Annotated in this window: 20 protein-coding genes; 10 read left to right on the top strand and 10 right to left on the bottom strand. The window is 55.7% G+C overall.

The features are described from left to right. Window positions 1-33 precede the first annotated feature (33 nt). From argF to ACTU44_RS00600, 3 genes are all read right to left on the bottom strand, one after another. A complete protein-coding gene (gene argF / locus ACTU44_RS00590) occupies window positions 34-951 on the bottom strand; it encodes an ornithine carbamoyltransferase (RefSeq protein WP_114096170.1) in 918 nt (305 codons plus the stop codon). A 24-nt stretch (window positions 952-975) separates the two neighbouring features. Further along, entirely contained in the window at window positions 976-2,133 is a 1,158-nt protein-coding gene (locus tag ACTU44_RS00595) for an acetylornithine transaminase (protein ID WP_462097424.1), read from the bottom strand. Window positions 2,134-2,379: 246 nt separating this feature from the next. Then, window positions 2,380-3,174 carry an ABC transporter permease gene (locus tag ACTU44_RS00600; protein WP_114096172.1) on the bottom strand — a complete coding sequence of 265 codons (795 nt, stop codon included), beginning with the start codon at window positions 3,172-3,174 and terminating at the stop codon, window positions 2,380-2,382. A 94-nt stretch (window positions 3,175-3,268) separates the two neighbouring features. On the opposite strand from ACTU44_RS00600, the gene ACTU44_RS00605 reads away from it, so the two are divergent. The 4 genes from ACTU44_RS00605 (at window position 3,269) to ACTU44_RS00620 (ending at window position 5,635) form a co-directional block, all read left to right on the top strand. Then, window positions 3,269-3,976 (top strand): regulatory protein RecX, encoded by a 708-nt coding sequence (locus ACTU44_RS00605; RefSeq protein WP_462096399.1) that lies wholly within the window; start codon window positions 3,269-3,271, stop codon window positions 3,974-3,976. A gap of 90 nt (window positions 3,977-4,066) precedes the next feature. Beyond that, window positions 4,067-4,399 carry an arsenate reductase (glutaredoxin) gene (gene arsC / locus ACTU44_RS00610; protein WP_462096400.1) on the top strand — a complete coding sequence of 111 codons (333 nt, stop codon included), beginning with the start codon at window positions 4,067-4,069 and terminating at the stop codon, window positions 4,397-4,399. Window positions 4,400-4,544: 145 nt separating this feature from the next. Then, window positions 4,545-4,913, top strand: a complete 369-nt coding sequence (locus tag ACTU44_RS00615; RefSeq protein ID WP_336079481.1) for a CidA/LrgA family protein — start codon at window positions 4,545-4,547, stop codon at window positions 4,911-4,913. Continuing rightward, a complete protein-coding gene (locus ACTU44_RS00620) occupies window positions 4,910-5,635 on the top strand; it encodes an LrgB family protein (protein WP_114096176.1) in 726 nt (241 codons plus the stop codon). The genes ACTU44_RS00615 and ACTU44_RS00620 overlap by 4 nt, the downstream gene beginning before the upstream one ends. 39 nt (window positions 5,636-5,674) lie before the next feature. Here ACTU44_RS00620 and ACTU44_RS00625 read toward each other — a convergent pair whose 3' ends face one another. The 3 genes from ACTU44_RS00625 to ACTU44_RS00635 all read right to left on the bottom strand — a co-directional run bounded on the left by ACTU44_RS00625 (window position 5,675) and on the right by ACTU44_RS00635 (window position 9,717). Beyond that, window positions 5,675-7,378: a methyl-accepting chemotaxis protein gene (locus tag ACTU44_RS00625; RefSeq protein ID WP_114096178.1), complete on the bottom strand. Its 1,704-nt coding sequence runs from the start codon at window positions 7,376-7,378 to the stop codon at window positions 5,675-5,677. A 286-nt stretch (window positions 7,379-7,664) separates the two neighbouring features. Then, entirely contained in the window at window positions 7,665-8,411 is a 747-nt protein-coding gene (gene truA, locus ACTU44_RS00630; protein WP_114096179.1) for a tRNA pseudouridine(38-40) synthase TruA, read from the bottom strand. 85 nt (window positions 8,412-8,496) lie between these two features. Further along, a complete protein-coding gene (locus ACTU44_RS00635) occupies window positions 8,497-9,717 on the bottom strand; it encodes an argininosuccinate synthase (protein WP_114096180.1) in 1,221 nt (406 codons plus the stop codon). A gap of 552 nt (window positions 9,718-10,269) precedes the next feature. On the opposite strand from ACTU44_RS00635, the gene ACTU44_RS00640 reads away from it, so the two are divergent. Beyond that, window positions 10,270-10,986 (top strand): M48 family metallopeptidase, encoded by a 717-nt coding sequence (locus ACTU44_RS00640; protein WP_114096181.1) that lies wholly within the window; start codon window positions 10,270-10,272, stop codon window positions 10,984-10,986. Window positions 10,987-11,232: 246 nt separating this feature from the next. Further along, window positions 11,233-11,862, top strand: a complete 630-nt coding sequence (locus tag ACTU44_RS00645) for a LysE family translocator (protein ID WP_462096401.1) — start codon at window positions 11,233-11,235, stop codon at window positions 11,860-11,862. A 114-nt stretch (window positions 11,863-11,976) separates the two neighbouring features. Here ACTU44_RS00645 and ACTU44_RS00650 read toward each other — a convergent pair whose 3' ends face one another. Continuing rightward, the gene (locus ACTU44_RS00650; protein WP_462096402.1) at window positions 11,977-12,882 is read right to left on the bottom strand and encodes a LysR family transcriptional regulator; all 906 of its coding nucleotides are present in this window, start codon (window positions 12,880-12,882) and stop codon (window positions 11,977-11,979) included. A 346-nt stretch (window positions 12,883-13,228) separates the two neighbouring features. Between ACTU44_RS00650 and ACTU44_RS00655 the strand changes: the two genes are divergently transcribed. From ACTU44_RS00655 to argE, 4 genes are read left to right on the top strand one after another with little or no spacing between them, the layout of a single operon-like run. Further along, window positions 13,229-14,218, top strand: a complete 990-nt coding sequence (locus tag ACTU44_RS00655) for a Bug family tripartite tricarboxylate transporter substrate binding protein (protein ID WP_114096827.1) — start codon at window positions 13,229-13,231, stop codon at window positions 14,216-14,218. A 49-nt stretch (window positions 14,219-14,267) separates the two neighbouring features. After that, a complete protein-coding gene (locus ACTU44_RS00660) occupies window positions 14,268-14,810 on the top strand; it encodes a tripartite tricarboxylate transporter TctB family protein (RefSeq protein WP_114096183.1) in 543 nt (180 codons plus the stop codon). Between the two features lie 17 nt (window positions 14,811-14,827). After that, window positions 14,828-16,336 carry a tripartite tricarboxylate transporter permease gene (locus ACTU44_RS00665; protein ID WP_114096184.1) on the top strand — a complete coding sequence of 503 codons (1,509 nt, stop codon included), beginning with the start codon at window positions 14,828-14,830 and terminating at the stop codon, window positions 16,334-16,336. A gap of 23 nt (window positions 16,337-16,359) precedes the next feature. Continuing rightward, window positions 16,360-17,538, top strand: a complete 1,179-nt coding sequence (gene argE, locus ACTU44_RS00670) for an acetylornithine deacetylase (protein ID WP_114096185.1) — start codon at window positions 16,360-16,362, stop codon at window positions 17,536-17,538. Between the two features lie 316 nt (window positions 17,539-17,854). Here argE and ACTU44_RS00675 read toward each other — a convergent pair whose 3' ends face one another. The 3 genes from ACTU44_RS00675 to rfbC all read right to left on the bottom strand — a co-directional run bounded on the left by ACTU44_RS00675 (window position 17,855) and on the right by rfbC (window position 22,804). Further along, window positions 17,855-19,858: a transglycosylase domain-containing protein gene (locus tag ACTU44_RS00675; RefSeq protein WP_462096403.1), complete on the bottom strand. Its 2,004-nt coding sequence runs from the start codon at window positions 19,856-19,858 to the stop codon at window positions 17,855-17,857. Between the two features lie 203 nt (window positions 19,859-20,061). Then, window positions 20,062-21,978: a transglycosylase domain-containing protein gene (locus ACTU44_RS00680; RefSeq protein ID WP_114096188.1), complete on the bottom strand. Its 1,917-nt coding sequence runs from the start codon at window positions 21,976-21,978 to the stop codon at window positions 20,062-20,064. A gap of 205 nt (window positions 21,979-22,183) precedes the next feature. Further along, window positions 22,184-22,804 (bottom strand): dTDP-4-dehydrorhamnose 3,5-epimerase, encoded by a 621-nt coding sequence (gene rfbC, locus ACTU44_RS00685; protein ID WP_462096404.1) that lies wholly within the window; start codon window positions 22,802-22,804, stop codon window positions 22,184-22,186. Window positions 22,805-22,806 lie beyond the last annotated feature (2 nt).

Here is a 22,806-nt window from a genome sequence, read left to right on the forward strand (position 1 = left end):
TCAATTTCGTTGCGTCTTATTTAGGCGCAAGACTCAGGAAGGCAAGCCGTTAAAGCAGTATAGCAGAACCCCTTTCTGCGCATGCAGACGGTTTTCAGCTTCGTCAAAGACGACCGATTGCGGACCATCAATCACCTCGTCGGTGACTTCCTCATTCCGGTGTGCAGGAAGGCAATGCATGAAGATCGCATCATCCTTGGCCTGTGCCATGGTTTTTGCATTGATCTGATAAGGTGCCAAGGCCTCCATACGGGCGTCATAATCCTCGTCACCCATCGAAACCCAGCAATCGGTCACAACCACGTCAGCACCCTCAAGGGCGCTATCCATATCGGTCATGCGCACCTTGCCACCTTCGGCATTGGCACTTTCAATCAGGCCCTGATTGGGGCGATAACCCGCCGGGCAGGCCAGATCAAGCGAGAAGCCGAATTTCGGCGACGCATGAATAAAGGATGCCGACACATTGTTACCATCGCCGATCCAGGCGAACTTCAGGCCTTCGAGCTTGCCCTTATGTTCCTTGATGGTCATCAGATCGGCCATGATCTGGCACGGGTGGCTCTGATCGGTCAGGCCGTTGATCACCGGAACCGTCGCATATTTCGCCATTTCGAAAAGCTTCGATTCATCCGTCGTACGGATCATGATCGCATCGACAAAACGCGACAGAACGCGTGCCGTATCGGCAATGGTCTCACCGCGGCCAAGCTGGCTGCTTTCCGCATCAAGAATAACCACATCGCCACCAAGCTGGCGCATCCCGACTTCAAACGAAACGCGTGTACGGGTCGACGGTTTTTCAAAAATCAGCGCAAGCGTCTTGCCCGCAAGCGGCTTTGCACCGAACGGGGCATTACCGGCCTTCTCGGAATCGCCAAGGGCGAGAATATCTTTCAATGTTCCCGACGGCAGTTTGTCGAGATCAAGAAAATGGCGGATATCAGTCATAGCTAAGTCTTCCTTCCTGCGCCCTTATTTCGCCAGGGCTGCGGCTGCTGCTTCAATGGCAGCAAGCGCTTCGTCAACATGGGATTTGGTGATGTTGAGTGGCGGCAGAATACGCACCACATTATCGCCGGCCGGAACTGTCAAAAGGTTCAGCTCGCGCAGTTTGGCGACAACATCGACATTGGTCGGGACAGTCTTCATGCCCAACAACAGACCCATGCCACGGATTTCCTCGATGAAGCCCGGATGTTTCCGGGCAATGGCGTCAAGCCCATCGCGGATCAATTGGCTCATGTCCAGAACATGGTCCATGAAGCCGGGTTTCAAAACTTCGTCCAACACCGCATTGGCGGCTGCCATGGCAAGCGGATTGCCACCAAAGGTCGAACCATGCATGCCCGCCGGAAGGGCCGCAGCGGCCTTTTCCGTCGCCAGAAGTGCCCCGACCGGGAAACCACCGCCAAGGCCCTTGGCCGAGGAAATGATATCCGGGGTCATGTCCGACCACTCATAGGCATAAAGCTTGCCGGTACGGCCAACGCCGGTCTGGACTTCGTCAAACATCACCAGCATGCCGAACTCGTCAGCGGCCTTGCGCACCCCTTCAAGATAGCCTTCCGGCGGACGGCAAATGCCGCCTTCGCCCTGGATCGGCTCCAGAAGGATACCACCGGTATTGGGCGTAATCGCATTGCGCAATTCATTGAGATTGCCATAGGCGACGCGATCAAAGCCCTCGGGCATTGGTCCGAAACCTTCGCGGTACTTGTCGCTGTAACCTGCGGTCAGCGTGCCAAGGGTCCGGCCATGGAACGCATTGGTCGCGACCAGAATGCGGTTCTTTTCCGGATTACCCGATACATGCTGATACCGGCGCAGCATCTTGATGCCCGCCTCGTTGGCCTCGGCACCGGAGTTACAGAAAAACACCGTATCGGCAAAGGTATTGGCAACCAGACGCTCGGCCAGCTTTTCCTGACCGGGAATACGGTACAGGTTCGAGGTATGCCAAAGCTTGCCAACCTGTTCGGTCAGCATGGCAACCAGATGCGGATGCGAATGGCCAAGGGTATTGACGGCAACACCCGACCCGAAATCAAGGAATCGTCGGCCGCCCTGCGCATAGAGATAAGGTCCTTCACCTTTCTCAAAGGCCAAATCGGCCCGCGCATAGGTCGGCATGACGGGAGTAATCACTTCTTTAATTCCTTGATTAGGGTAAAAATTGGTTTGTTGACCAGTTGGTCAACACCGGCAGAATACCGGGAAGCCGGGGAGTATCAAGAGATTCCTTGACCCTGTCAACGTCCCAAAAACCCCTTAGACCGGCGATAACAGAATGATAGCGGAAATGAAAAAGGACAGCATCCACTTTTGAATGCTGTCCTTCTGATGTGATTTTGCGCCAATGGCGGCTTTGGCAGGCGATTATGCCTTGAGTTTGTAGCCGCTTTTGATCATGCGATAGCACAGCACCCAAAGCACCGCATTGACCACCGCAAGCACGATGACACCGGTCATGACCGTGCCATCCGAAATCCCGGTAAAGCCATAACGGAACCCGTCAATCATGTAGAAGAACGGGTTGAAATGAACCAGAATCTTGCCCGCTTCTGGCAAATTCTCGGCACTGTAAAAAGTACCGGACAGGAACGAAAGCGGGGTGACGACAAAGTTGGTGACAACGGCGATATGGTCAAATTTCTCGGCCCAGACACCCCCGGCAATCCCCAGAAGAGCCAGCATCAGCGATGCCGAAATCCCAAAATACAGGATCGCCCAGATATTATGGATGCTGACATCGACAAACAGCGCCATGCCAATCGCAGTTGCAAGACCGACCACAATGCCACGGGTCACCGCACCAAAGGCAAAGCCAGCCACCATTTCACCGGCTGAAAGCGGCGGCATCAGAACATCGACGATATTGCCCTGTACCTTCGAGATCATGATCGAGCTCGATGTATTGGCAAAGGCGTTCTGTGCCATGGTCATCATGATCAGACCCGGCGCAAGGAAGGTGGCAAACGGAATGCCGTTTACGGTTTCAACCGCCCGGCCAAGGGCCAGCAGGAAGACAGCCAGAAACAGCAAACTGGTGATAACCGGTGCACCGACGGTTTGCAGATGTACATTGAGGAACCGACGGACTTCTTTGGCATAGAGTGTCCAAAGACCAAGCCAGTTGACCGCGCCCATCTGACGTGGGGCTAACTCTTTCATAGAACTTCCTTCGGAAAAATGCAGACAATTGCGCGTAAAATAGGGAGAGTGGGGGTCTCCTTGCAAGGGTGCGTATTCATTCATTTTGGCTGATATGGTCGATAAACAGCATCAAAGCCCGGAAACACTGGCGCCAGGCACCGACACAAAGCCTGCGGGAAATGCCCGTTTTACCAGTTTTGGCGGTAAAAATAGCAAAGACAAAAAGCGCGACCCCAAACGTCCGCGCAAAGTCACCCGTGACTATCTGATGAATTATGCCACCTGGTATCTTGAACGCTTTGCCGCGTCCCGTGCCCGGCTTGAAAAACTGATGCGCGGTAAAATCCGCCTGTCTGTTGCCGAATATGGCACCGATCCCGATGAGGCCATCGGGTGGATGAATTCCGTTCTGTCAGCCTGCGAGAAGGCCGGTTTCATCAATGATGACGCCTATGCACGCGGCCGTGCCAGATCGCTTTTGCGCAAGGGCAAGGCGATGCGCGTCATTGCCGCGGATTTGTCCGCACGCGGTATCGCATCCGATCAGATCGATGACGCCATCCGCGATCTTCGGGCCGAGGCCGAACAGGCCGCCTACGAAGAAGCCCGCGGCACCGATCCCAATATTGCCGCCGCCGCTGCCTATGCCAGACGCCGTCGTCTTGGCCCATGGCGCAGACCCGATATCCGCGAGGAAAAGCGGGAAAAGGACATGGCTGCCCTTGCCCGGCAGGGATTTGGCTATGACACCGCAACCCGTATCATCAATAGTGACCTTGATGAGCTTAATGATCTGCTTTCAATGATCGACGGGATTTGATCGCACCCGGTTTGACGGCGCCGGAATTGCCTGATCGGCAAATGCCCGCTATCAAGGGACATTCAGTTTTTGATCCGGAGAGCCCCCAAGATGGTCCGCATTTATCACAATCCGCGCTGCTCGAAATCGCGCCAGACCCTGGCCCTGATCGAGGAAAAGGGTATCACGCCCGAAATCATCACCTATCTTGATACCCCGCCAAGCCCAAAGGAACTTTCCGATATCCTCGCCAAACTTGGCCTGCAACCCGAAGACATCCTGCGCCAGAAAGAAGCTCGCGAAGAAGGCATTGCCGATCTGACCGGCACCGCCCTGATCGAAGCCCTTTGCGCCCATCCGCGCGCCATTGAACGCCCGATTGTCATCAATGGCGACAAGGCGGTTCTGGGCCGTCCGCCGGAAAATGTACTGGCGATCCTTTAGAGGCACTTCGCCAAAACAATGTGATTTCAAACGCCTGTGCCGGTCCGGCACGGGCGTTTTTCGTAATTAATAAAAGTCGAACACCCTCACAGGCATTATGTGTTGCAGATAACATCAAATCAAAACACCTGTGGGGAGGTCGTTCATGATTGCTGCATTTGCCCTGATCCTTGTCTGCCAGCTTTTTGGCGAGGTGGTCTCTGAGCTTTTTGACCTGCCGGTTCCCGGCCCGGTCATCGGGCTGGTTCTGTTATTCTTTGGCCTTCTGATCAAACGAAAACCGCCAAAGATTCTGACAGATGCCGCCGACAACCTTCTGATCCATTTTTCGTTGCTGTTTGTCCCGGCCGGTGTTGGCGTTGTCACCCAGATTGATCGTCTGAAAGGCGACTGGTTGCCGATTGCTGCGGCCCTGATCATCTCGACCTTGCTGGCAATGGTTTTGACCGCACTTTTGATGTCGAAATTGCTCCCCAAACAGGAAACGGTTGAAAAGGCGGAGGACGTGCAATGAACGAGACCGATATCACCCAGCTTTGGGTTTATTTGTCGACCAAGCCGCTGACTGGCCTGACCATTACGCTTGTCGCCTATGCCATCGGCTTCTGGCTCTATCAGAAAAGCAACCGTAACCCGCTATGTAACCCGGTGGTGATTGCCATTGCCCTGATTGCGCTTGTGCTTCATCTGACCGGCACGCCCTATGCTGCCTATTTCGAAGGCGCACAATTCGTGCACTTCCTGCTGGGTCCGGCGACCGTAGCACTGGCCGTCCCGCTGTTTCGCCAGACCGCAACGCTTAAACGTGCCCTGCCGGTAATCGCGTTCGGTGTGCTGTTCGGATCACTGGTCGCCAGTGCAAGTACCGTCATTCTCGCATGGGCACTGGGCGCAAGCCCCGAAACACTGGCGTCGCTGGCCCCGAAATCGGTGACAACCCCGGTTGCCATGGGCATTGCCGAGGAAATTGGCGGCGTACCTGCCCTGACCGCCGTTTGCGTGATTGCAACCGGCATCGTTGGCGCAACCCTTGGCCCGACGGTGATGAACCTTGCCCGGCTCAAGGACTGGCGCGCGCGCGGCTTTGCCATGGGTGTTGCGGCACACGGAATCGGAACCGCACGCGCCTTTCAGGTCAATGAAACCGCAGGCGCATTTTCCGGCCTTGCCATGGGGCTGAACACCATGGCCACCGCCCTGACCATCCCGTTCCTGTGGCACTGGATGTTTGGATAGAAAAAGATCCGGGTGAGGTTCCCCCCACCCGGAACAGGGTCAGCCCGCGCGCAGTTGCGACAGGAAATCCGATACCGTGCCTTGCAGGGTATCGATCTGTTTGGCAAGGGCCGCGACCGTTGTATCAAGTTCCCCTGCAGCAGCGCCGCTTTCGGTGGCTGCTTCGTGGATTTCATCGATATTGGCGACGACTTCGGTCGATCCCGACGACGCACTGGTCGCACTGTTGGCAATTTCGTTTACGGCCGAGTTTTGCTCGTTCACGGCCGATGAAATGCCATTGGCGATTTCGCTGATCGACGAGATCGTCTGGGTCACTTTCTCGATCGCTTCGACTGTCACCTTGGTCTCGTCCTGAATCGCCCCGATCTGCTGGGCAATTTCATCAGTCGCCTTGGCCGTCTGGTTGGCAAGGTTTTTGACCTCTTGTGCAACCACGGCAAAGCCTTTGCCAGCCTCACCGGCACGGGCGGCCTCAATCGTTGCGTTCAATGCCAGAAGATTGGTCTGGGCTGCGATATCGTTGATCAGACTGACCACCTCGCCGATGCGTTCTGCGGCCTCGGCCAGACCACCGACCATTTCATTGGCCCGTGATGCTTCACCCACCGCCGTTTCGGCAATTGATGTTGACTCACTGACCTGCCCGCCAATCGCACTGATCGACGCAGACAGTTCTTCGGTGGCAGCAGCAACAGTTTGCACATTGCGCGCCGAATCATTGGCGGCATCGGAAACCTTCTGGCTCTGACTGACCGAATGATTGGCAGAGTCCCGCATTCTTGCGGTCGATTTCAACATGCCGCCCGTGGCTTCACGCACCGAGCTCACGATCTGGCCAATCGATTGTTCAAGTTCAACCGCAAGACGGTTGCGCTGTTCAAGACGTTCCTGTTCGGCACGTTGTTCTGCCACCGCACGGGCTTCCTCGGCCTCGTCGATTCTGGCTGCTGTTTCGCGCCAGCGCACCAGACCATTGGCAATCGAGCCAATCTCGTCCTTGCGATCGGTAAAGGAAACTTCCTGTTTGAAATCACGGTCGACAAAACGCGAAATCGTCTGGCTCAGCACCCGAAGCGGTCCAAGCTGCCAGCGTAGCAACAGGAACAGCAGCCCAGCCGACGCAACGGCAACAATCAGTCCGACCACAGCGATACGAAAGACGATCTCATCTGATACTGCGGCAACGTCTGCCTTCTTGATGCCGACATAGAGGATACCCAGAACATCGCCCGCCGGAGTCATGATCGGGCTGTATTGCGTGATATATTCAGTGCCCAGAATAAGGGCCTCACCGCGAAATGTTTTACCCGACATGATCGGCTGATATGCAGCACTGCCCTTGCCAAGCATGGTACCAACTGCACGGTTGCCGTCGGGTTTGATGATATTGGTGGAAACACGAACAAAATCCTGTTCGGCCGGGACATAGGCAAAGACCGTTGCGGTTTCGCCGGTTGCCGTCCCGATACGATCAATCAGTTCATGGGATGACAGATCGGGAATTTCGCTCATCACCAGATTGGATGTTTCACCATCCTTGCTGATCGTCATCCTGAAATCAGGATTTGCATCCTGAAGCAACATCGCGGCAATCCGCAGATTAAGCTTCTGTGATGACACACTGTCTGCCGACACCTTCTGATCGACCCTTTGCATGATCAGAACACCGAGCAAAATGATCCCGCCCATAAGGATGAGAACAGCGGCAAGCGCAACTTTCAGGATAAGACTTTTGGACATGCTTTCTCACTTTTCACCATCACCGGTAAAATGAGGCATGCCAGTGAATGGTTTATTGTTCACATTTCTCGAAGGTCTTGGCGCCGGGATTTGAATCCTTATAAAAATTAAAATAACACAATTAATCTTTACGTATAAATAATTATACGTTTGAATAGTTTACCACAATCAGCCATCAGCCCAAACCGCTCGCAGACAGCTTGACGCAAGCAAGGCGTGACAAACGTCGCAGCCCCCGGGCCACGCGTTTTAAGATGTACGGGAATGGTCGCGGAGATGTCCGCCGTCAGTAATCGACCTTGACAAAATACAGGCCATCGGCCGGTGCGGTCGGGCCGCCTGCCCGGCGGTCACAGGCCTCAAGGGCGGTTTTGACGTCAATCGGCTTCCAGGCACCCTTGCCAACCAGCACAAGGGTCCCGACCATATTGCGGACCTGATGATGCAGGAAGGACCGGCTTTCGGTATAGACCCGGATTTCAAGCGGATTTTCTTCACTGCGTTTGATTTCAAGTTTCTCAAGCGTCTTGATCGGGCTTTTGGCCTGACATTCGGTGGCCCGGAATGTGGTGAAATCAAACGTACCGATCAAATGCCGGGCCGCTTCATTCATCGCATCAATATCAAGAGGTTTGTAAATCCCCCATGCCAGCCCCGCCTCGAAGGTCAGCGGCGCACGGCGATTGATGATGCGATACATGTAGTAACGTTTCTTGGATGAAAACCGCGCATGGAAGTCTTCTGTGACTTCCTCGCATTCCTTGATCGCAACCGGATCAGGTTTGAGGTGATGGTTGATCGCATTCATCACCGCTTCAGCCGGATAGTATTTTGGCAGGTCAAAATGCACGACCTGACCCAGCGCATGCACCCCGGCATCGGTACGGCCCGAAACATAAACGCGCACGAACGTACCGGCGAATTTTTCGATTGCGGCCTCGAAAACCCGCTGAACCGAAATCACTTCGTCCTGGTATTGCCAACCGTGATAAGGGCGGCCATCATATTCGACGGTACATTTATAGCGCTGCATGGGCTGCTTTATAGCTGGGCTTGGAAACGAAAACGAGGGGCAAAAATGCCCCTCGCTTCCCTATCCGCAATCTCTTGCGGAAAACTTACTTCACGCCGTCGCGGTCAAAACCAAGGCGCAGACGAAGGGCGTTCAGTTTGATGAAGCCTTCTGCATCGCGCTGGTTATAGACGGTGTCAGCTTCGAACGTGACATGCTCTTCGGAGTAGATCGAGTTCGGCGACTTACGACCCGTGACGGTGACGTTGCCCTTGTAAAGATCAAGGCGAACAACGCCGTTCACGGTACGCTGGGTTTCGTCGATCAGGCGCTGCAGGGCCTGACGTTCCGGCGACCACCAGTAACCGTTATAGATCATCTCGGCATAACGCGGCATCAGCTCGTCCTTGAGGTGACCGGCGTTACGATCAAGGGTGATGCTTTCCATGGCACGGTGCGCAACCGACAGGATGGTGCCGCCCGGGGTTTCGTAAACGCCGCGCGACTTCATGCCGACATAACGGTTTTCGACCAGATCCAGACGACCGATGCCGTTCTTGCCAGCAACTTCGTTCAGTTTGGTCAGAAGGGTTGCCGGGCTCATGCGTTCGCCATTGACCGCAACCGGGTTACCCTGTTCGAACTCGATTTCGATCGTGGTGATCGCATCGGGGGCGTTCTGCGGGGAAACGGTGCGCTCGAACATGCCTTCGTTCGGCTTGACCCACGGATCTTCCAGCGCCTTGCCTTCATAGGAAATGTGCAGAAGGTTGGCATCGGTTGAATAGGGCGGCTCGTCACCACCAAGCTTGTCGGCCGAAATCGGAATCTGGTGTTCGCGGGCAAAGTTCAGAAGAGCCGTACGCGAATTCAGGTTCCATTCACGCCAGGGCGCGATGACCTTTACATTCGGCTTAAGGGCATAATAGCCAAGTTCGAAACGAACCTGGTCGTTGCCTTTGCCGGTTGCGCCGTGGGAAACGGCGTCAGCACCGACTTCCTCGGCGATTTCGATCTGGCGCTTGGCAATCAGCGGACGCGCGATCGAGGTGCCGAGCAGGTAAACGCCTTCATAAAGAGCGTTGGCGCGGAACATCGGGAAGACGTAATCGCGGACAAATTCTTCGCGCAGATCTTCGATGAAGATCTGTTTTACGCCGAACATCTCAGCCTTTTTACGGGCCGGTTCCAGCTCTTCGCCCTGGCCGAGATCGGCGGTGAAGGTCACGACTTCGCAGTTATACTGCTCGCGAAGCCATTTCAGGATGATCGAGGTATCAAGCCCGCCTGAATAGGCAAGCACCACCTTTTTGACCTGATCGCTCATTGGAGTGACGCCTTTCGTTTATCGATACAGTTCAGGAAGGGACGCATTTTCGCGACGCTTCCTGTCATAGACGCAATCCACTGATTGCGTCGGGCCCCGAATCGCCTGTTGGGCGCTCCGACGGCTCTTTATGCAAAATGTCGTACATCTTGCATAAAGAGCCCGAGAGCATAATGCTTTAGATCTGATGCACTTTGTTTGATTTTGGCGCGTCGTTTGGCAAGGCACAGCGTGCAGGACGATGCGGCGCATCGTTCGAGCGATGTAACGTCGCCAAAGGCCGCCAAAATCAAACCCTCCGGGCCGGGACATGGTTTTGTCCAGCAGCGTCAAGGTTCTTGCCCGTAGCCCCGCTACGCTCGGCGAACCTTTCCTTGCTCGACAAAACCATGCCTCCGGCAAAGTGGATCAGATCTAAAGTATTATGCTCTAGACCTTGAGCGCGGAGTATAGGAAAACACTACTAGGGGGCAAGACCCAAGATGGGGTTGATGTCAAAAAGGCACAAAAACCCGTAAATTTTCGCCCCGCTTTTGGAAAAAACCGCTCCGAATGCTCAAAGCTACCGAAGAAACAGAAATCGACCTGCCCAAAATCGGCCCGCTTCCGGTCCGGTTGCGCCCGAGTGCGCGCGCATCGCGACTCAAGCTGCGCATTGATCCGGCCTTTGACGGGGTCGAGATCGTTGTCCCAAATGGCGTATCGCGCAAAACCGCGATTTCCATGCTTCATCAGCATGGCGACTGGGTGACCGCCCATATTCAGCGCCTGCCCGAACGGGTGCAATTTGCGCCCGGTGCGTGGATTCCCTTCCTCGGTCATGATCATGCCATCCGCACCGTTCCCGACGCCAAACGCGGAGTCTGGGCCGAGGCCGGAGTGATCTGGGTATCGGGTTTGCCCGAACATACCAACCGGCGCGTGACCGACTGGCTCAAGAAGCAGGCGAAACTTGAAATCGCGCCACGTGCCCATGCCTATGCCGAGAAAATCGGCAAGAAAATCACCCGCATATCGCTTAAGGACACCCGCACCCGCTGGGGCAGCTGTTCGTCGAACGGTACGCTGTCCTTTAGCTGGCGACTCGTACTCGCACCGGAAGATGTGCTTGATTACGTGGTTGCCCACGAGGTCGCCCATCTTCAGGAACTGAACCATTCGGCACGGTTCTGGGCCGTGGTCGAAGACCTGTATGGCCCGTCCAAGAAACAGCAGCACTGGCTGAAACGCAACGGTTCCGGCCTGCATCGCTATGGCGCGGGCAGCTAGAGTGTGGCGTGGGACAATGGTGTTACCGGCAAACATGGTGCCCCCCGCTGAACACGAAAAACCCCGACGAACACTGCGAACACGGCACACAACATCCCGGCCGCCAAACGGATCACCGATCGCCATCGCAGATGACCGTCGCACAAGGCCGCACCTGTTACCTGCAATAGACACCAAGTTACGACGCCTGAAACACCCCGAAACGCCGCAAAGGCCTGCAACAACACAGTTTATGGAGCCCCACCCATGCTGATCCCGATTGAAACACTGGCGATTTTCATTCCGACCGCGCTGGCGCTGAACATGACGCCGGGCAATGACATGCTGTTTTGTCTGGGTCAGGGCATCAAATCAGGACCAAAGGCCGGGAATGCTGCGAGTTTCGGGATTGCCACCGGGGCAATGATCCATACCCTTCTGGCCGGGTTGGGTCTGGCCGCCCTTGTCGCGGCCTATCCGGTCGCACTCGAGGTTTTGCGCTGGGCGGGGATAGCCTATCTGGTGTGGCTGGCAATCGGGGCCTTCCGGTCAAGGGATCAACAGCTTGATCCGGCAGAAACCAAACGTTCCAGCGCCTTTGCGGCATGGCGTGACGGGATTGTGGTGAATTTGCTGAACCCGAAAATCATTGTGTTTGTGCTGGCCTTCATTCCGCAATTTGTTGATGCGTCACGCGGATCGGTATTGGTGCAGTTCGTGATTTTCGGCCTGATCCTTAATATTGGCGGGACGATCATTAATTGTCTGGTTGGCAGTTTTGCCGGGCAGCTTGGACAGGTTTTTTCACGCTCTGCCCGGATCGCACGCGGCTTCCAGATTTTTACCGGCTGCGTGTTTCTCGGCCTTGCCGCCAAGCTGGCCTTTGACAGGAAATAGTGAATAATTCGATCCATTATTAGTTTGAAACTAATAATAACCCGGCCCGTCCCCTGACAGTCTCCTGACAACGTTGTTGAAGGTCGCCCAACAGCTGTAAACAAATGTTTACAGCTAGACCACACAGCCGCTTTCGCGCAGGCGGGGCAGTTCGGCGCGCAGGAAACCAAGGAAGCTTTTTTCCACTGCGCTGAGTTCGCGGGTAGAGGTAAAAAGCGCAACATCCCATTCAATGGCCGGGGTGAGTGTGCGGGCAACGACCTTGCCGTGATCGACCAGAAGGGCGGCAAAGGGATCACTGACGGCAATGCCGACATTGCGTTCGACCAGACGCGAGACGGTGCGGATCGTGCGGCCCTCGACCGCGATCTTGCGTGGCCAGCCGGCAATCTGGAAAATATAGTCGATCTTGGTGCGCAGCGGCGAACCGATGGAAAGCTCGACAAAGTTTTCGCCACGCAAAAGATCAATATCAATCGTTTCAAACCCGGCCAGACGATGATCGACCGGCATCAGACAAACCGCGCGTGATTGCGCAAGCGGCGTGACCAGAACATTGGGGTCCTGCAGATCAAGGGTGATGCCGATCCCCAGATCGCATTCGCGCGTCGAGATCATATCGAGCATGCCTTCAAGACCGGTATCGGTGATGCTGATCGAGACTTTGGGGTGGGCCTGTTTGAATTTGGCCACCACATCGATCAGATAGGTATCCACATAGATCGGCTGGGCCGCAATCCGGATCGAGCCCAACTGATCATTGGCAATGGCGCGGGCCTGGGTTTCGACTTCGCGAAAGGCATTAAGCGAGCGCAATACGGTCGCATGGAATTGCTGGGCCTCGGTCGTGGCGGTCAACTGGTTGCGCTTGCGGTTGAACAGAACAAATCCGACGGATTTTTCAAAATTGTTGAGCAAACGGCTGACCATCGGCTGACTGATATTCATCGCCTGGGCTGCCTTGGTGACAGAACCATAGGTCATAAAAGCATTGAAGCTTTCAAGTTCACGCAGGTTCATAATCGCAACTCCGATCATCTGGTTGGCAGCACAACGCCGCTACAAACAATGCCGCAGGCATCGGTTAAGGGTCGGAAACCACGGAACTTTTCCCGATTGAGACAAGCCCGGAAGCATTCCGGCCCCCGCAAAAGCCCGCCACAAATGGCGGCTTGAGGCGGATAACGCCCGATACAGCCGCCGTCCATAAAGGGGGCGAACTGCCCGGACGCGTTCAGTATGTAAATTAGTTATACTGAAATTAATTTTTTGCGTCACCAGTTATAGTTTGTCTATGGATAATGGATACAAAAACAAAAGACAGAGCTCCGGCAATCCTGCCACCACTATCCAGGGAGACATGAAAATGTTTCGACAGCTCAAAAAAGCCGCCGGCCTAGCCGCCGCCATCCTTGCGACGACCACCATGATTTCGACTGCCCAGGCTGATGCCTATCCTGAAAAAGCCATCACCCTTGTTGTGCCTTATGGTGCTGGTGGTGCATCGGATCTTGCCGGCCGTGCGCTTGCAGAAACCGCACGCAATTACACCGACGGCCAGCCGGTTGTTGTTGTTAACAAAACCGGCAACGGCGGCATGAGCGGTGCAAAATTTGTCACCGAACAGAAGCCGGACGGTTACACCCTTTTGCTGTCGCGCGTTGGCATGGCCCTGTATCCGGCCGTTTATGCTGACAGCCCGGTTGGCTGGGACGCATACACCTTCCTGGGTATTCTTGAATCCACCCCGATGATTCTGGCTGTGAATGCCAATTCCGACATCAAGACCATTGATGACCTGATTGCCAAAATCAAGGACAGCAATGGCGCGACCACCTATGCCGCATCCGGCCCCACCGCGATTGACGGCTTCTCTGTTCAGGCGCTTCTGTCTGACGTTGGTCTTGACCCGCTGACCGCTTCCACCCTCGTGCCATACAAAGGCGGCTCTGCTTTGGCCGCTGCCCTTCTTGGCGGTCATGTTGACTTCCTCGCAATTGCTGCCGGCTCCCTGATGCCCCATATCGAAGCCGGTAAAATGCGTCCGCTGATGGTTTATTCGCCGAAACGCATGGCAGCCCTTCCCGATGTCCCGACCGCCAAAGAACTGGGTTACACCCAGGCTGGCCAGGTTGGCGGCTGGAGCGGTCTGTACGCACCGAAAGACCTGCCTGCAGACGTCGTTGCAAAATGGACCGAAATCCTCGGCAAAGTCGCGACCGACGCACAGTGGCTTGATCTTGCTGCGAAACGCGGTTCGACCTCGGTTATTGGCGATGAAGATCCGTCTGCTTATGTCAAAAGCCAGTTCGAGCTTTACAACGGCATGGCCAAGAAGTTCGGCTACATCCAGTAAGGCGTTTTCGAACGTCCTTTGATCCAAGACTTTAATGCGAGACGGAACCATGAACCAAAATCGCGATTTCTATGCAGGGCTGCTTGCCACGGCATTCTTTGCCATCGTCCTGTTCGTTCTGATCCCGATCTATGTGAAGGTTCCGTCTTTCATTCCGGGCTTTGCCCCGCCGCCTGACATGTGGCCGCGCGTGGTGGCCATTATCGGCCTTGTCATGGGCATTCTGGCGGTTGTTCTGACCTTTCCGAAAATGCGCGAAGCCAGCCGCCAGCAGGTCACCGGCCTTGGCAGCCGGATCATCAGTCACAAGACGCTGATTGCGCGTTTCGTTGCGGTCCTGATCGTGTTTGCCGCCTTTGTCTTTGGCATGCCGATGGTCGGGTTTGTCCCGGCAACCATTCTGATGCTGGGCGTGCTGTTTGTCATGACCGGCAATTTTGACCGCAAATTCTGGATGATCGGGCTGGCCCTTGTTTTCCCGGTTTTGCTTTATCTGCTGTTTACCGAAGTCACCCATACGCCCTTCCCCGAAGGCATGCTGTTTTCCGGCCGTCTTTCCGGCAGCCTTTCTGACCTCGTAACCCTGATCTGATCGAAAGCCCCATCGTTATGTGGAATGAATTGCTTTATGCCTTCGACGCGGTCGCGACCCTTCCGAACTTTCTGGCGATGTTTGCCGGAATCTGGGCTGGCGTGATCATTGGTGCCATTCCGGGCATGACCGGTACGATGGCCGTGACCCTTGCACTGCCCTTTACGTTCTATCTGCCGCCCGTCACCAGTATTCTTCTTCTGGTTGCGCTCTATAAAGGGTCGACCTATGGCGGGTCGATTTCCGCCATCCTGATCAAGACACCGGGCACCGCGTCCGCGGCCTGTACGGTTCTTGACGGCTATCCTTTGGCCCGCGCGGGCAAGGGTGGCAAGGCGCTGAACATGGCGCTGATTTCAAGCTGCATTGGCGATTTCATTTCCAACATTTCGCTGTTCTTCCTGGCCATTCCGCTGGCGGCGTTTGCGCTGCGCATTGGTCCGCCGGAATTCTTCATGCTGATGGCATTTTCGCTGACGATTGTTGCGAGTATTTCCGGTCGTTCGCTTGTTCTCGGGATTATTTCCGCCTGCCTTGGTCTTTTGCTGGCAACCGTGGGCGAGGATATTTACGGATCCTACCGGTTTGCGCTGTCTGAAGACATGAAATCGGGTCTTGGCATGGTACCGGTTCTGATCGGTCTGTTTGCCCTGCCCGAACTGATCAAGATGGTTGTCTTCCGCCCGGAAGAAAACAATGCGGCGCTTAAGCTTGGTGATAACCGCCTGACCCTTTCGGAATTCCGCGGATCGATCAAATCGATCTGCCGCGGGTCGCTGATCGGTGTTGTTCTGGGCGCCATTCCCGGTATTGGTCCGTCAACGGCTGCGTTCTTCTCTTATAGCGAGGCCCGCCGGACTTCAAAGAATGGCGACAAGTTCGGCGAAGGTGAGCTTGAAGGTGTTGCAGCATCGGAATCGGCCAATAACGGTGCGTGCGGTGCGACCATGATCCCGCTGATGGCGCTGGGTGTACCGGGTGATGTGATTACCGGTGTGATGCTGGGCGCCTTCATGATCCATGGCCTGACCCCCGGCCCGCTTCTGTTCCAGAACAATATCGGCGAGGTTTATGCGCTGTTTATCGGCATCCTGTTCAGTTCGGTCTTCCTGTTCATTGCAGGCAAGGTCACGGCAAATGCCTTTACCAAGATCTCGCGCATTCCGCAGACCCTGCTTTTGCCCTGCATCCTGATCCTGTGCGTCTATGGCATCTATTCCATCGGGGCGAGCCCGTTTGATGTCACGGTTCTTCTGGTGATGGGTGTGGTCGGCTTTTTGATGATGCTGCTCAATATCCCGGCAGCACCGTTCCTGATCGCTTTCATCCTTGGCCCGATGTTTGAAGACAATATGCGTCGTTCGCTTGCGATTTCGCGCGGTGATCTTGGCGTCTTCTTCCAGTCATGGATTTCCTGGGGCTTCTTTGTCCTGACCGTTCTGTTCGTTGTTTTGACCATTCGCCGCGAATGGAAAAAATGGCGCGAAAAGCGTGACGTTGCCAATAACGCCACGTCCGCTTCCTGATCCGAGAAACGAGAAATTTTAAAATGTCCAAAACCAATATGTCCCGCCTCCACAGTGCCATCGATATGCTTGGCAAGCTGGTCGCGTTCGACACCACGAGCAAAAACTCGAATCTCGGTCTGATCCATTTTGTCCGCGACTATCTTGCGGAATATGGCATTGAATCGACCCTGTTCCATGATGAAACCGGCGAGAAAGCCAACCTGCTTGCGACCATTGGTCCCAAAGGGGTTCCGGGCATCGCGCTTTCGGGTCATACCGATGTTGTGCCTGCCCTTGAGACCACCTGGATCAGCCCGGCATTCGAGCTGACCGAGCGTGACGGCAAGCTGTTTGGTCGCGGGGCGGCGGACATGAAGGGCTTTTCGGCCTGTGTACTGGCCCTGATCCCCGATCTGGTCAAACGCGATCTGGCAATCCCGTTCCATCTTTGCCTGTCCTATGACGAGGAAGTCGGCTGCATCGGTGTTGGTTCGATGGTCGATCATCTCGCCGCAATGGATACCCCGCCGCGTCTCGCCGTGATTGGCGAACCAACCGACATGAAAGTCATCAATGGCCAGAAAGGCAAATATTCGATGCGGGTGGGCGTTACCGGCACCGCCGGGCACAGTTCGTTTGCGCCCAACCATGTCAATGCCATCGAATATGCGACCCGTGCGATCAACCTGATTGCCGAAAAGGCCCGCGAATTCGAAGAAAACGGCCCGTTTGACCACGATTTCACCGTGCCGCACAGCACCATGCTGACCACCACGATTGGCGGCGGCACGGCGACCAACGTCACCCCGGATTATTGTGAATTCACCTTTGAAATCCGCCATCTGCCCGAACATGACGCCGAAGCGGTGATTGCCGAAATTCGCGATACCGTGATGGCGACTCTGGATGCGGAAATGAAGGCCAAAGCCCCTGAGACCGGCTTTACATGGGAAAAGATCTTTTCCTATCCGGGGATGGGTGATTGCACCGATGCCCCGGCATTCGAGCTTGTGCGCAACATCATCCCCGAAATTTCGGGCAAGGTGTCCTATGGCTCCGAAGGCGGGGTGTTTGAAAAACAGGGCAATATCCCGTCAATCATTTGCGGTCCGGGCAGCATCAAACAGGCCCATACGCCCAACGAATTTATCGAGATTTCGCAGCTTGAGGAATGTCTTTCCTTCCTTGAGGCGCTCACAGATCAGGCCGTCGCGGCCTGATACCCTCACCGCGGCGCTGCGTCACCCTCAGCGCCACTCGGCCGCTGCAAGCAAGCTGTCCACTCCAGCTTAGCGTCGCGCACCGACAGGTGAGAACTCCCTGACTGCATCTCTCCCCAAGGGATGCAGTTTATGGTCGGGCTTCTCCCCCCAGATCCGGCCCCCCGGATTTGACAGATCCCGACCAATAGCAAACCAAACTTGAAGACCGGCTCGTTCATCGATGCCGGTCTTTTTTTATTCTTCCACGACGCACAAAGAAAAGGCGGGCCATCTGATGATGGCCCGCCTTTGTCAGAACACCATAACCGGTGCGCTATTCTTTCTTGCTACTCGCACTGAAGCCCTTGGTGAAGTCACGCCAGCTTTCATCTTCGCCGACCTTTTTCGAGCGCGCCAGGGCGGCCTTGCCAAGCGATCGAACCGGGATGTTTTGATGGGCATGGAGCATGAAGTCATGCCAGAGCGTTGCGGGCAACCCGCCGCCGGTGACTTCGTCCATCGGACTGCCATTGTCATTCCCAACCCAGACGCCCGCCACCAGATCGGAGGTATAGCCGATGAACCATGCATCGCGGTAATCCGACGTGGTGCCGGTTTTGCCCGCAGCCGGACGGTCAATGATGGCATTGCGCCCGGTGCCCTTGGCAATCACGGCCGAGAGCATGTTGTTCATTTCACCGGCATGGAGCGGGTTCATCAGACGGCCCGGGAATTCATCGCTGCGCTGATAAAGAACTTCGCCGCCCTTGCCGATAATCTTGCTGACGGCATGCGGGAAGACAGCAAAACCGCCATTGGCAACAATGGCATAGGCCCCGGTCAGCTCAAGCATCGAGACTTCGCTGGTGCCCAGCGCCAGACTGGGTTCAGCGGTAAGCGGGGATGAAACCCCCATGTCACGCGCCTTCTGGACCACGGTGCCCAGACCGACTTCCATCGCCATCTGGACGGCAATCGAGTTGTTTGACGTTGCCACCGCATCGCGGATCGACATGGTGCCGTGATGCTGGCGATCAAAGTTGCGCGGTTCCCAGCCATTGATGGTGATCGGCACATCGCGCATCCAGTCGTTCGAACCGAGACTTTTGTCGAGCCCGGCAAGATAGACAAACAGCTTGAAGACCGAACCCGGTTGACGGCGGGCCTGTGTCACACGGTTATACTGGCTTTCGAAATAGTCGCGTCCGCCGACCATGGCGCGCACCGCCCCATCGGGCGTCATTGCCAGAAGGGCACCCTGTGTCACATTTTTGGCCCGGGCCCCGTTGCTTTCAAGCGCACGTTCAAGATTGAATTCGGCGATTTCCTGAAGACGGGAATCAAGGGTGGTATGGACCAGAAGATCCTGATCGACATAGCCGACATAATCGCGCACCCGATCAAGCACCCAGTCCGAGAAATAGCGTACACCCGGCCCGGCATCGGCCTTGCGCGCGGTGCGCACACGGGTCTGTTTGGCGCGTTCAGCACGTGTATTGGTCAGGGCGCCGGTCGAGGCCATTGCATCAAGCACGATATTGGCCCGTTCGGCCGATTTGACCGGATCGACCATCGGGTTATAGCGACTTGGTGCCTTTGGCAGGCCGGCAAGCACAGCCGCGTCATAAAGGTTCAGACGACGCGGATCAGTCCCGAAATAATAGCGTGATGCGGCATCAATCCCGTAAAGGCCCGAACCGAAATAGATGCGGTTAAGATAGAGCGACAGGATTTGCTGTTTGTCGAATTTGAATTCCAGCCAGATCGCCAGAAGGACTTCCTCGATCTTGCGGCCAAAGCTTTTCTCCGGCGACAGGAACAGGTTCTTTGCCAGCTGCTGGGTGATGGTGCTGCCACCTTCGGCCAGACGTCCCGAGGACAGGTTTGCCCAGGTCGCGCGCAGGATGCCGACAATATCAACACCGAAATGGTCATAGAACCGGCGGTCCTCGATCGAGACAAAGGCCTGACCGACATAATCGGGAAGATTGCGGACCTCGACCGGGGTGCCATAACGGTTGCCATAGGTGGCAAGGGTTGCGCCATCAATGCTGATCACGCGGATCGATGGTTTGCGTTCGCTGGCAACATCAAAGCTGACCTTGTCGGGAAGGCCATAGCCGTAATAGGCGACAACACCCCCGCCCAGCACCATGACCCAGATGCTGCCCAGAACGATGAATTTTGCAATCGCCTCTGGCCCGGGGATCATATCCCCCAGACGCGCAAAAAGACTTCCCTTGCGTTTGCCTGCGCTGCTGACGCGCTTTTTCTTTGGCTTCGAACCGGTCGATCCCTTGCGAACGCTGGTTCGTCGTTTGAATTCTCTTTGGGCCACAAATGCACCTATCGGTCTGGACCGGTCATGCCATGCGAACCCGCTGACGCGAAAGTGGTGATCCACTTTGCCAGCCCTGCGGGTGCGCCGGACATTCCGGCGTTTCTTATTTCTACCGGCAGTCCGAAATCAGACAGGCCGGTATTGTTATATGTCCCAACCGAGGAGGGAGTCCCCCGTCTCCCCGCTTTGCGACTGTTGTTTTATTTTTTGCCGTTCAAACCCTGTTTCCACAGGTCGGTTACACCATCACTGTCACGGCGACGTTGCGACGACGCACGGATCATCGAGCGGATGGGTAATCCTTCATGTGCATCAAGCATAAATAACCGCCACAAAGACGCAAGTTCTACCTCACCGCGGACATCCATGCGTTCACGTTCATCATTGCCCGCCCAGACCGTGGTAATCAGATCAGACGAGAAACCGACATACCATGCATCGGTACCGCCACCGGCCACCGTGCCATAACCGGCAAAGGGCCGGTCAAGGCGGACCTGCGGGTCGGTCACACTGGCATAGAGCACATAGGATCCCTGAATGGCCTCGTCGGTCAGGCGTTTTTCCTGTTCGGGATCAACACGCTGATAGATCGGTTGTGCCTTGGGATCATCGGTGTAGGAAACCGTGTTGATCAGGGTGATCATCGGCGGTTTTCCCGCATTCTGCGGCAAGGCATGAATGGCGGTAATGTCGCTGAGCGTGACCGGATCAAGACCGACCACGGTGCGGATATCGGTCGAAAGCGGACTTTTGATCCCGATATTATGGGCATATTGACGGACATTGAGCAGCCCGTAATGGTCGGCCAGATTGGTCGGCACCGTATTCACATCGCGGACAAAGGCTTCGCGCAGTGAAATTTGTCCCTGATATTCGTGATCGGGGTTGATCGGCCGCCAGCCCCCTACCGCCATGCGGTTATCGCGCACCCATTGCGCCGGGTCGCTGTTTTCATTGAGCGCGTAGTAATATGTGGCGATCTTGATCATGCGTCCGGCCGGATGACGGACTTCGGTCACGCGGTTGCGCTGAAACGGGGAATAGTCCGAACCACCGATCAGCGCACGAATGCGGCCCTCGGGGCTTATGGACAGCAGGCCGACCTGATTGGCCCCGCGCGGTTTAAGACGCAGCTCCGAGACTTCCCGGACCACATCGCGCGCAAGGTTTTGCACCTTGAGATCAATGCTGGTGACGACATCGATATCGCGGCTGGTATAGCCGACAAGATCGGCGACTTCTTCGAGCACCATATCGACCACATAGCCCGACAGGACATTTTCCTCGATCTGGACATCGAGCTTGGGCAAGACAAGGGTCAGGGCCGAAACGCGGTTGCCCTCGATGAATTTGTATTGGGCGAGCTTGGCCAGAATTTCATTGGCCTCGGCAGCGGTTTCATGCGGATTGAACAGCGGATTGAATTTTTTCGGATCGCTGATCGCCGCGGCCAGAACGGCTGCCTGATGGAGGCTCATGCGTTCGGACGGGCTGCCATACCAGATGCGCGATGCCGCCGTGATACCGAAAATGCCGCGCCCGACATAGCTGCGTTCAAGGTAGCTGCGCAGGATGGTCTTTTTGCTAAAGCTCCATTCCAGCCAGAGTGCGACGAGCAGTTCCTGAAAATGGCGACCCGCACTGTTGGCCTTGGTTTTGAAGAAGCTGCGCGCGACCTTCATGGTGATGGTCGAGCCGGAGCCTTCCGCACCACTGAAAATGCGGGCGAAATCAGATCCTGACACCCCGAAATGGTCATAGAAATTCGGATCAGCCGCCGCAACAAACACATTTTGCACCCGTTCGGGCAAGGTGGTCAGCGAGACATCCTGACTGTAATGGCCCTTGATGGTTTCAAGCAGCGCACCGTCATAGCCCAGAATACGGATTTCGGGGCTTCGGATCATGTTGCGGCTCAGATCAAGGCTGGACTGGATCGAATATCCAATCCCCAGAATGGCAAAGCCGGTGACCGACAGGAAAAAGGCAATCAGAAACGTTCTGCGCCGCCGGATACGCCGCCGAATGGTGCGCAGCTCGCGCTCGGCAATCCGCTTCATCGCTGTTTGTGCTGCTGATTGTCCGCCGCTTTGTTGTTCGTCGTCGTCTTCTGCCACGCCGAAATTCCGTTCATTGCCCGTGTTTTATATTGTTCCCCACCAGTAAAACGCCAAGCCGTTAAGAAAATACTTTAACCGCCGGTTTCACAGCGAATATTCGTCAAAGCGGACAGGCCCGAATACAAATGGCGGGGCAGCCGAAACTACCCCGCTTTGAACGGTGATGCTGTGATCAATGACCAGGGGAGGTTTTCGGGCCTGGCTAGCGCGCGCTCGCGCCAAAGCGTTGCGCATCGGCAAAGCCCCTGATCGGGGGCATGGCGCCGAGCATATCGGGGGCCAGATCGGCCAGACGCGGCAAATGACGGTCGCGATCCGAAAGGACGACCTGTTGTCCGAACAATTCCCAGTCAATGCCAAGATCGGGATCATTCCAGGCAATGCCGAAATCATGTTCGGGGCTGTAATAGTTCGAAGCCTTGGTTGTGACATGGGTTTCGGGGCGCAGGGTCTTGAAGCCCTGGGCAAAGCCTTCGGGGATCCAGAGCTGATACCAGTTTTCTGCACTCAGCTCGATCTTCAGATGCCGTCCAAACGTTTCTGATCGCGGGCGGATATCGACGGCAACATACAGGATTGCGCCCTGTGTCACCCGCACAAGACGGCCCTGGGCATAGGGGCTGGTCTGAAAATGCAGGCCACAAAGCGTATTGATCGGGGTGCTGATGATCTGGTTTTCCTGAACCAGATCGATCTCGCCGATCACGTCGCGGAAATCATCATTGCGAAAGGTTTCGGCGAACACGCCGCGCTTGTCCCGGTGGCGGTTGGGCACAAACAGAACCGGTCCGTCGATATCAAATTCATCAAATTCCACAGGCATTG

It is taken from the genome of Thalassospira sp. SM2505, assembly GCF_054901115.1.

What these genes read in the sequence shown, in the direction of transcription:
- argF (WP_114096170.1), bottom strand. Translation starts at nt 951, where the DNA reads ATGACTGATATCCGCCATTTTCTTGATCTCGACAAACTGCCGTCGGGA.
- ACTU44_RS00635 (WP_114096180.1), bottom strand. Translation starts at nt 9,717, where the DNA reads ATGAGCGATCAGGTCAAAAAGGTGGTGCTTGCCTATTCAGGCGGGCTT.
- ACTU44_RS00595 (WP_462097424.1), bottom strand. Translation starts at nt 2,133, where the DNA reads ATGCCGACCTATGCGCGGGCCGATTTGGCCTTTGAGAAAGGTGAAGGA.
- ACTU44_RS00600 (WP_114096172.1), bottom strand. Translation starts at nt 3,174, where the DNA reads ATGAAAGAGTTAGCCCCACGTCAGATGGGCGCGGTCAACTGGCTTGGT.
- argE (WP_114096185.1), top strand. Translation starts at nt 16,360, where the DNA reads ATGTCCAAAACCAATATGTCCCGCCTCCACAGTGCCATCGATATGCTT.
- arsC (WP_462096400.1), top strand. Translation starts at nt 4,067, where the DNA reads ATGGTCCGCATTTATCACAATCCGCGCTGCTCGAAATCGCGCCAGACC.
- ACTU44_RS00605 (WP_462096399.1), top strand. Translation starts at nt 3,269, where the DNA reads ATGGTCGATAAACAGCATCAAAGCCCGGAAACACTGGCGCCAGGCACC.
- ACTU44_RS00650 (WP_462096402.1), bottom strand. Translation starts at nt 12,882, where the DNA reads ATGAACCTGCGTGAACTTGAAAGCTTCAATGCTTTTATGACCTATGGT.
- ACTU44_RS00655 (WP_114096827.1), top strand. Translation starts at nt 13,229, where the DNA reads ATGTTTCGACAGCTCAAAAAAGCCGCCGGCCTAGCCGCCGCCATCCTT.
- ACTU44_RS00620 (WP_114096176.1), top strand. Translation starts at nt 4,910, where the DNA reads ATGAACGAGACCGATATCACCCAGCTTTGGGTTTATTTGTCGACCAAG.
- ACTU44_RS00665 (WP_114096184.1), top strand. Translation starts at nt 14,828, where the DNA reads ATGTGGAATGAATTGCTTTATGCCTTCGACGCGGTCGCGACCCTTCCG.
- ACTU44_RS00645 (WP_462096401.1), top strand. Translation starts at nt 11,233, where the DNA reads ATGCTGATCCCGATTGAAACACTGGCGATTTTCATTCCGACCGCGCTG.
- ACTU44_RS00640 (WP_114096181.1), top strand. Translation starts at nt 10,270, where the DNA reads ATGCTCAAAGCTACCGAAGAAACAGAAATCGACCTGCCCAAAATCGGC.
- truA (WP_114096179.1), bottom strand. Translation starts at nt 8,411, where the DNA reads ATGCAGCGCTATAAATGTACCGTCGAATATGATGGCCGCCCTTATCAC.
- rfbC (WP_462096404.1), bottom strand. Translation starts at nt 22,804, where the DNA reads ATGCCTGTGGAATTTGATGAATTTGATATCGACGGACCGGTTCTGTTT.
- ACTU44_RS00660 (WP_114096183.1), top strand. Translation starts at nt 14,268, where the DNA reads ATGAACCAAAATCGCGATTTCTATGCAGGGCTGCTTGCCACGGCATTC.
- ACTU44_RS00625 (WP_114096178.1), bottom strand. Translation starts at nt 7,378, where the DNA reads ATGTCCAAAAGTCTTATCCTGAAAGTTGCGCTTGCCGCTGTTCTCATC.
- ACTU44_RS00615 (WP_336079481.1), top strand. Translation starts at nt 4,545, where the DNA reads ATGATTGCTGCATTTGCCCTGATCCTTGTCTGCCAGCTTTTTGGCGAG.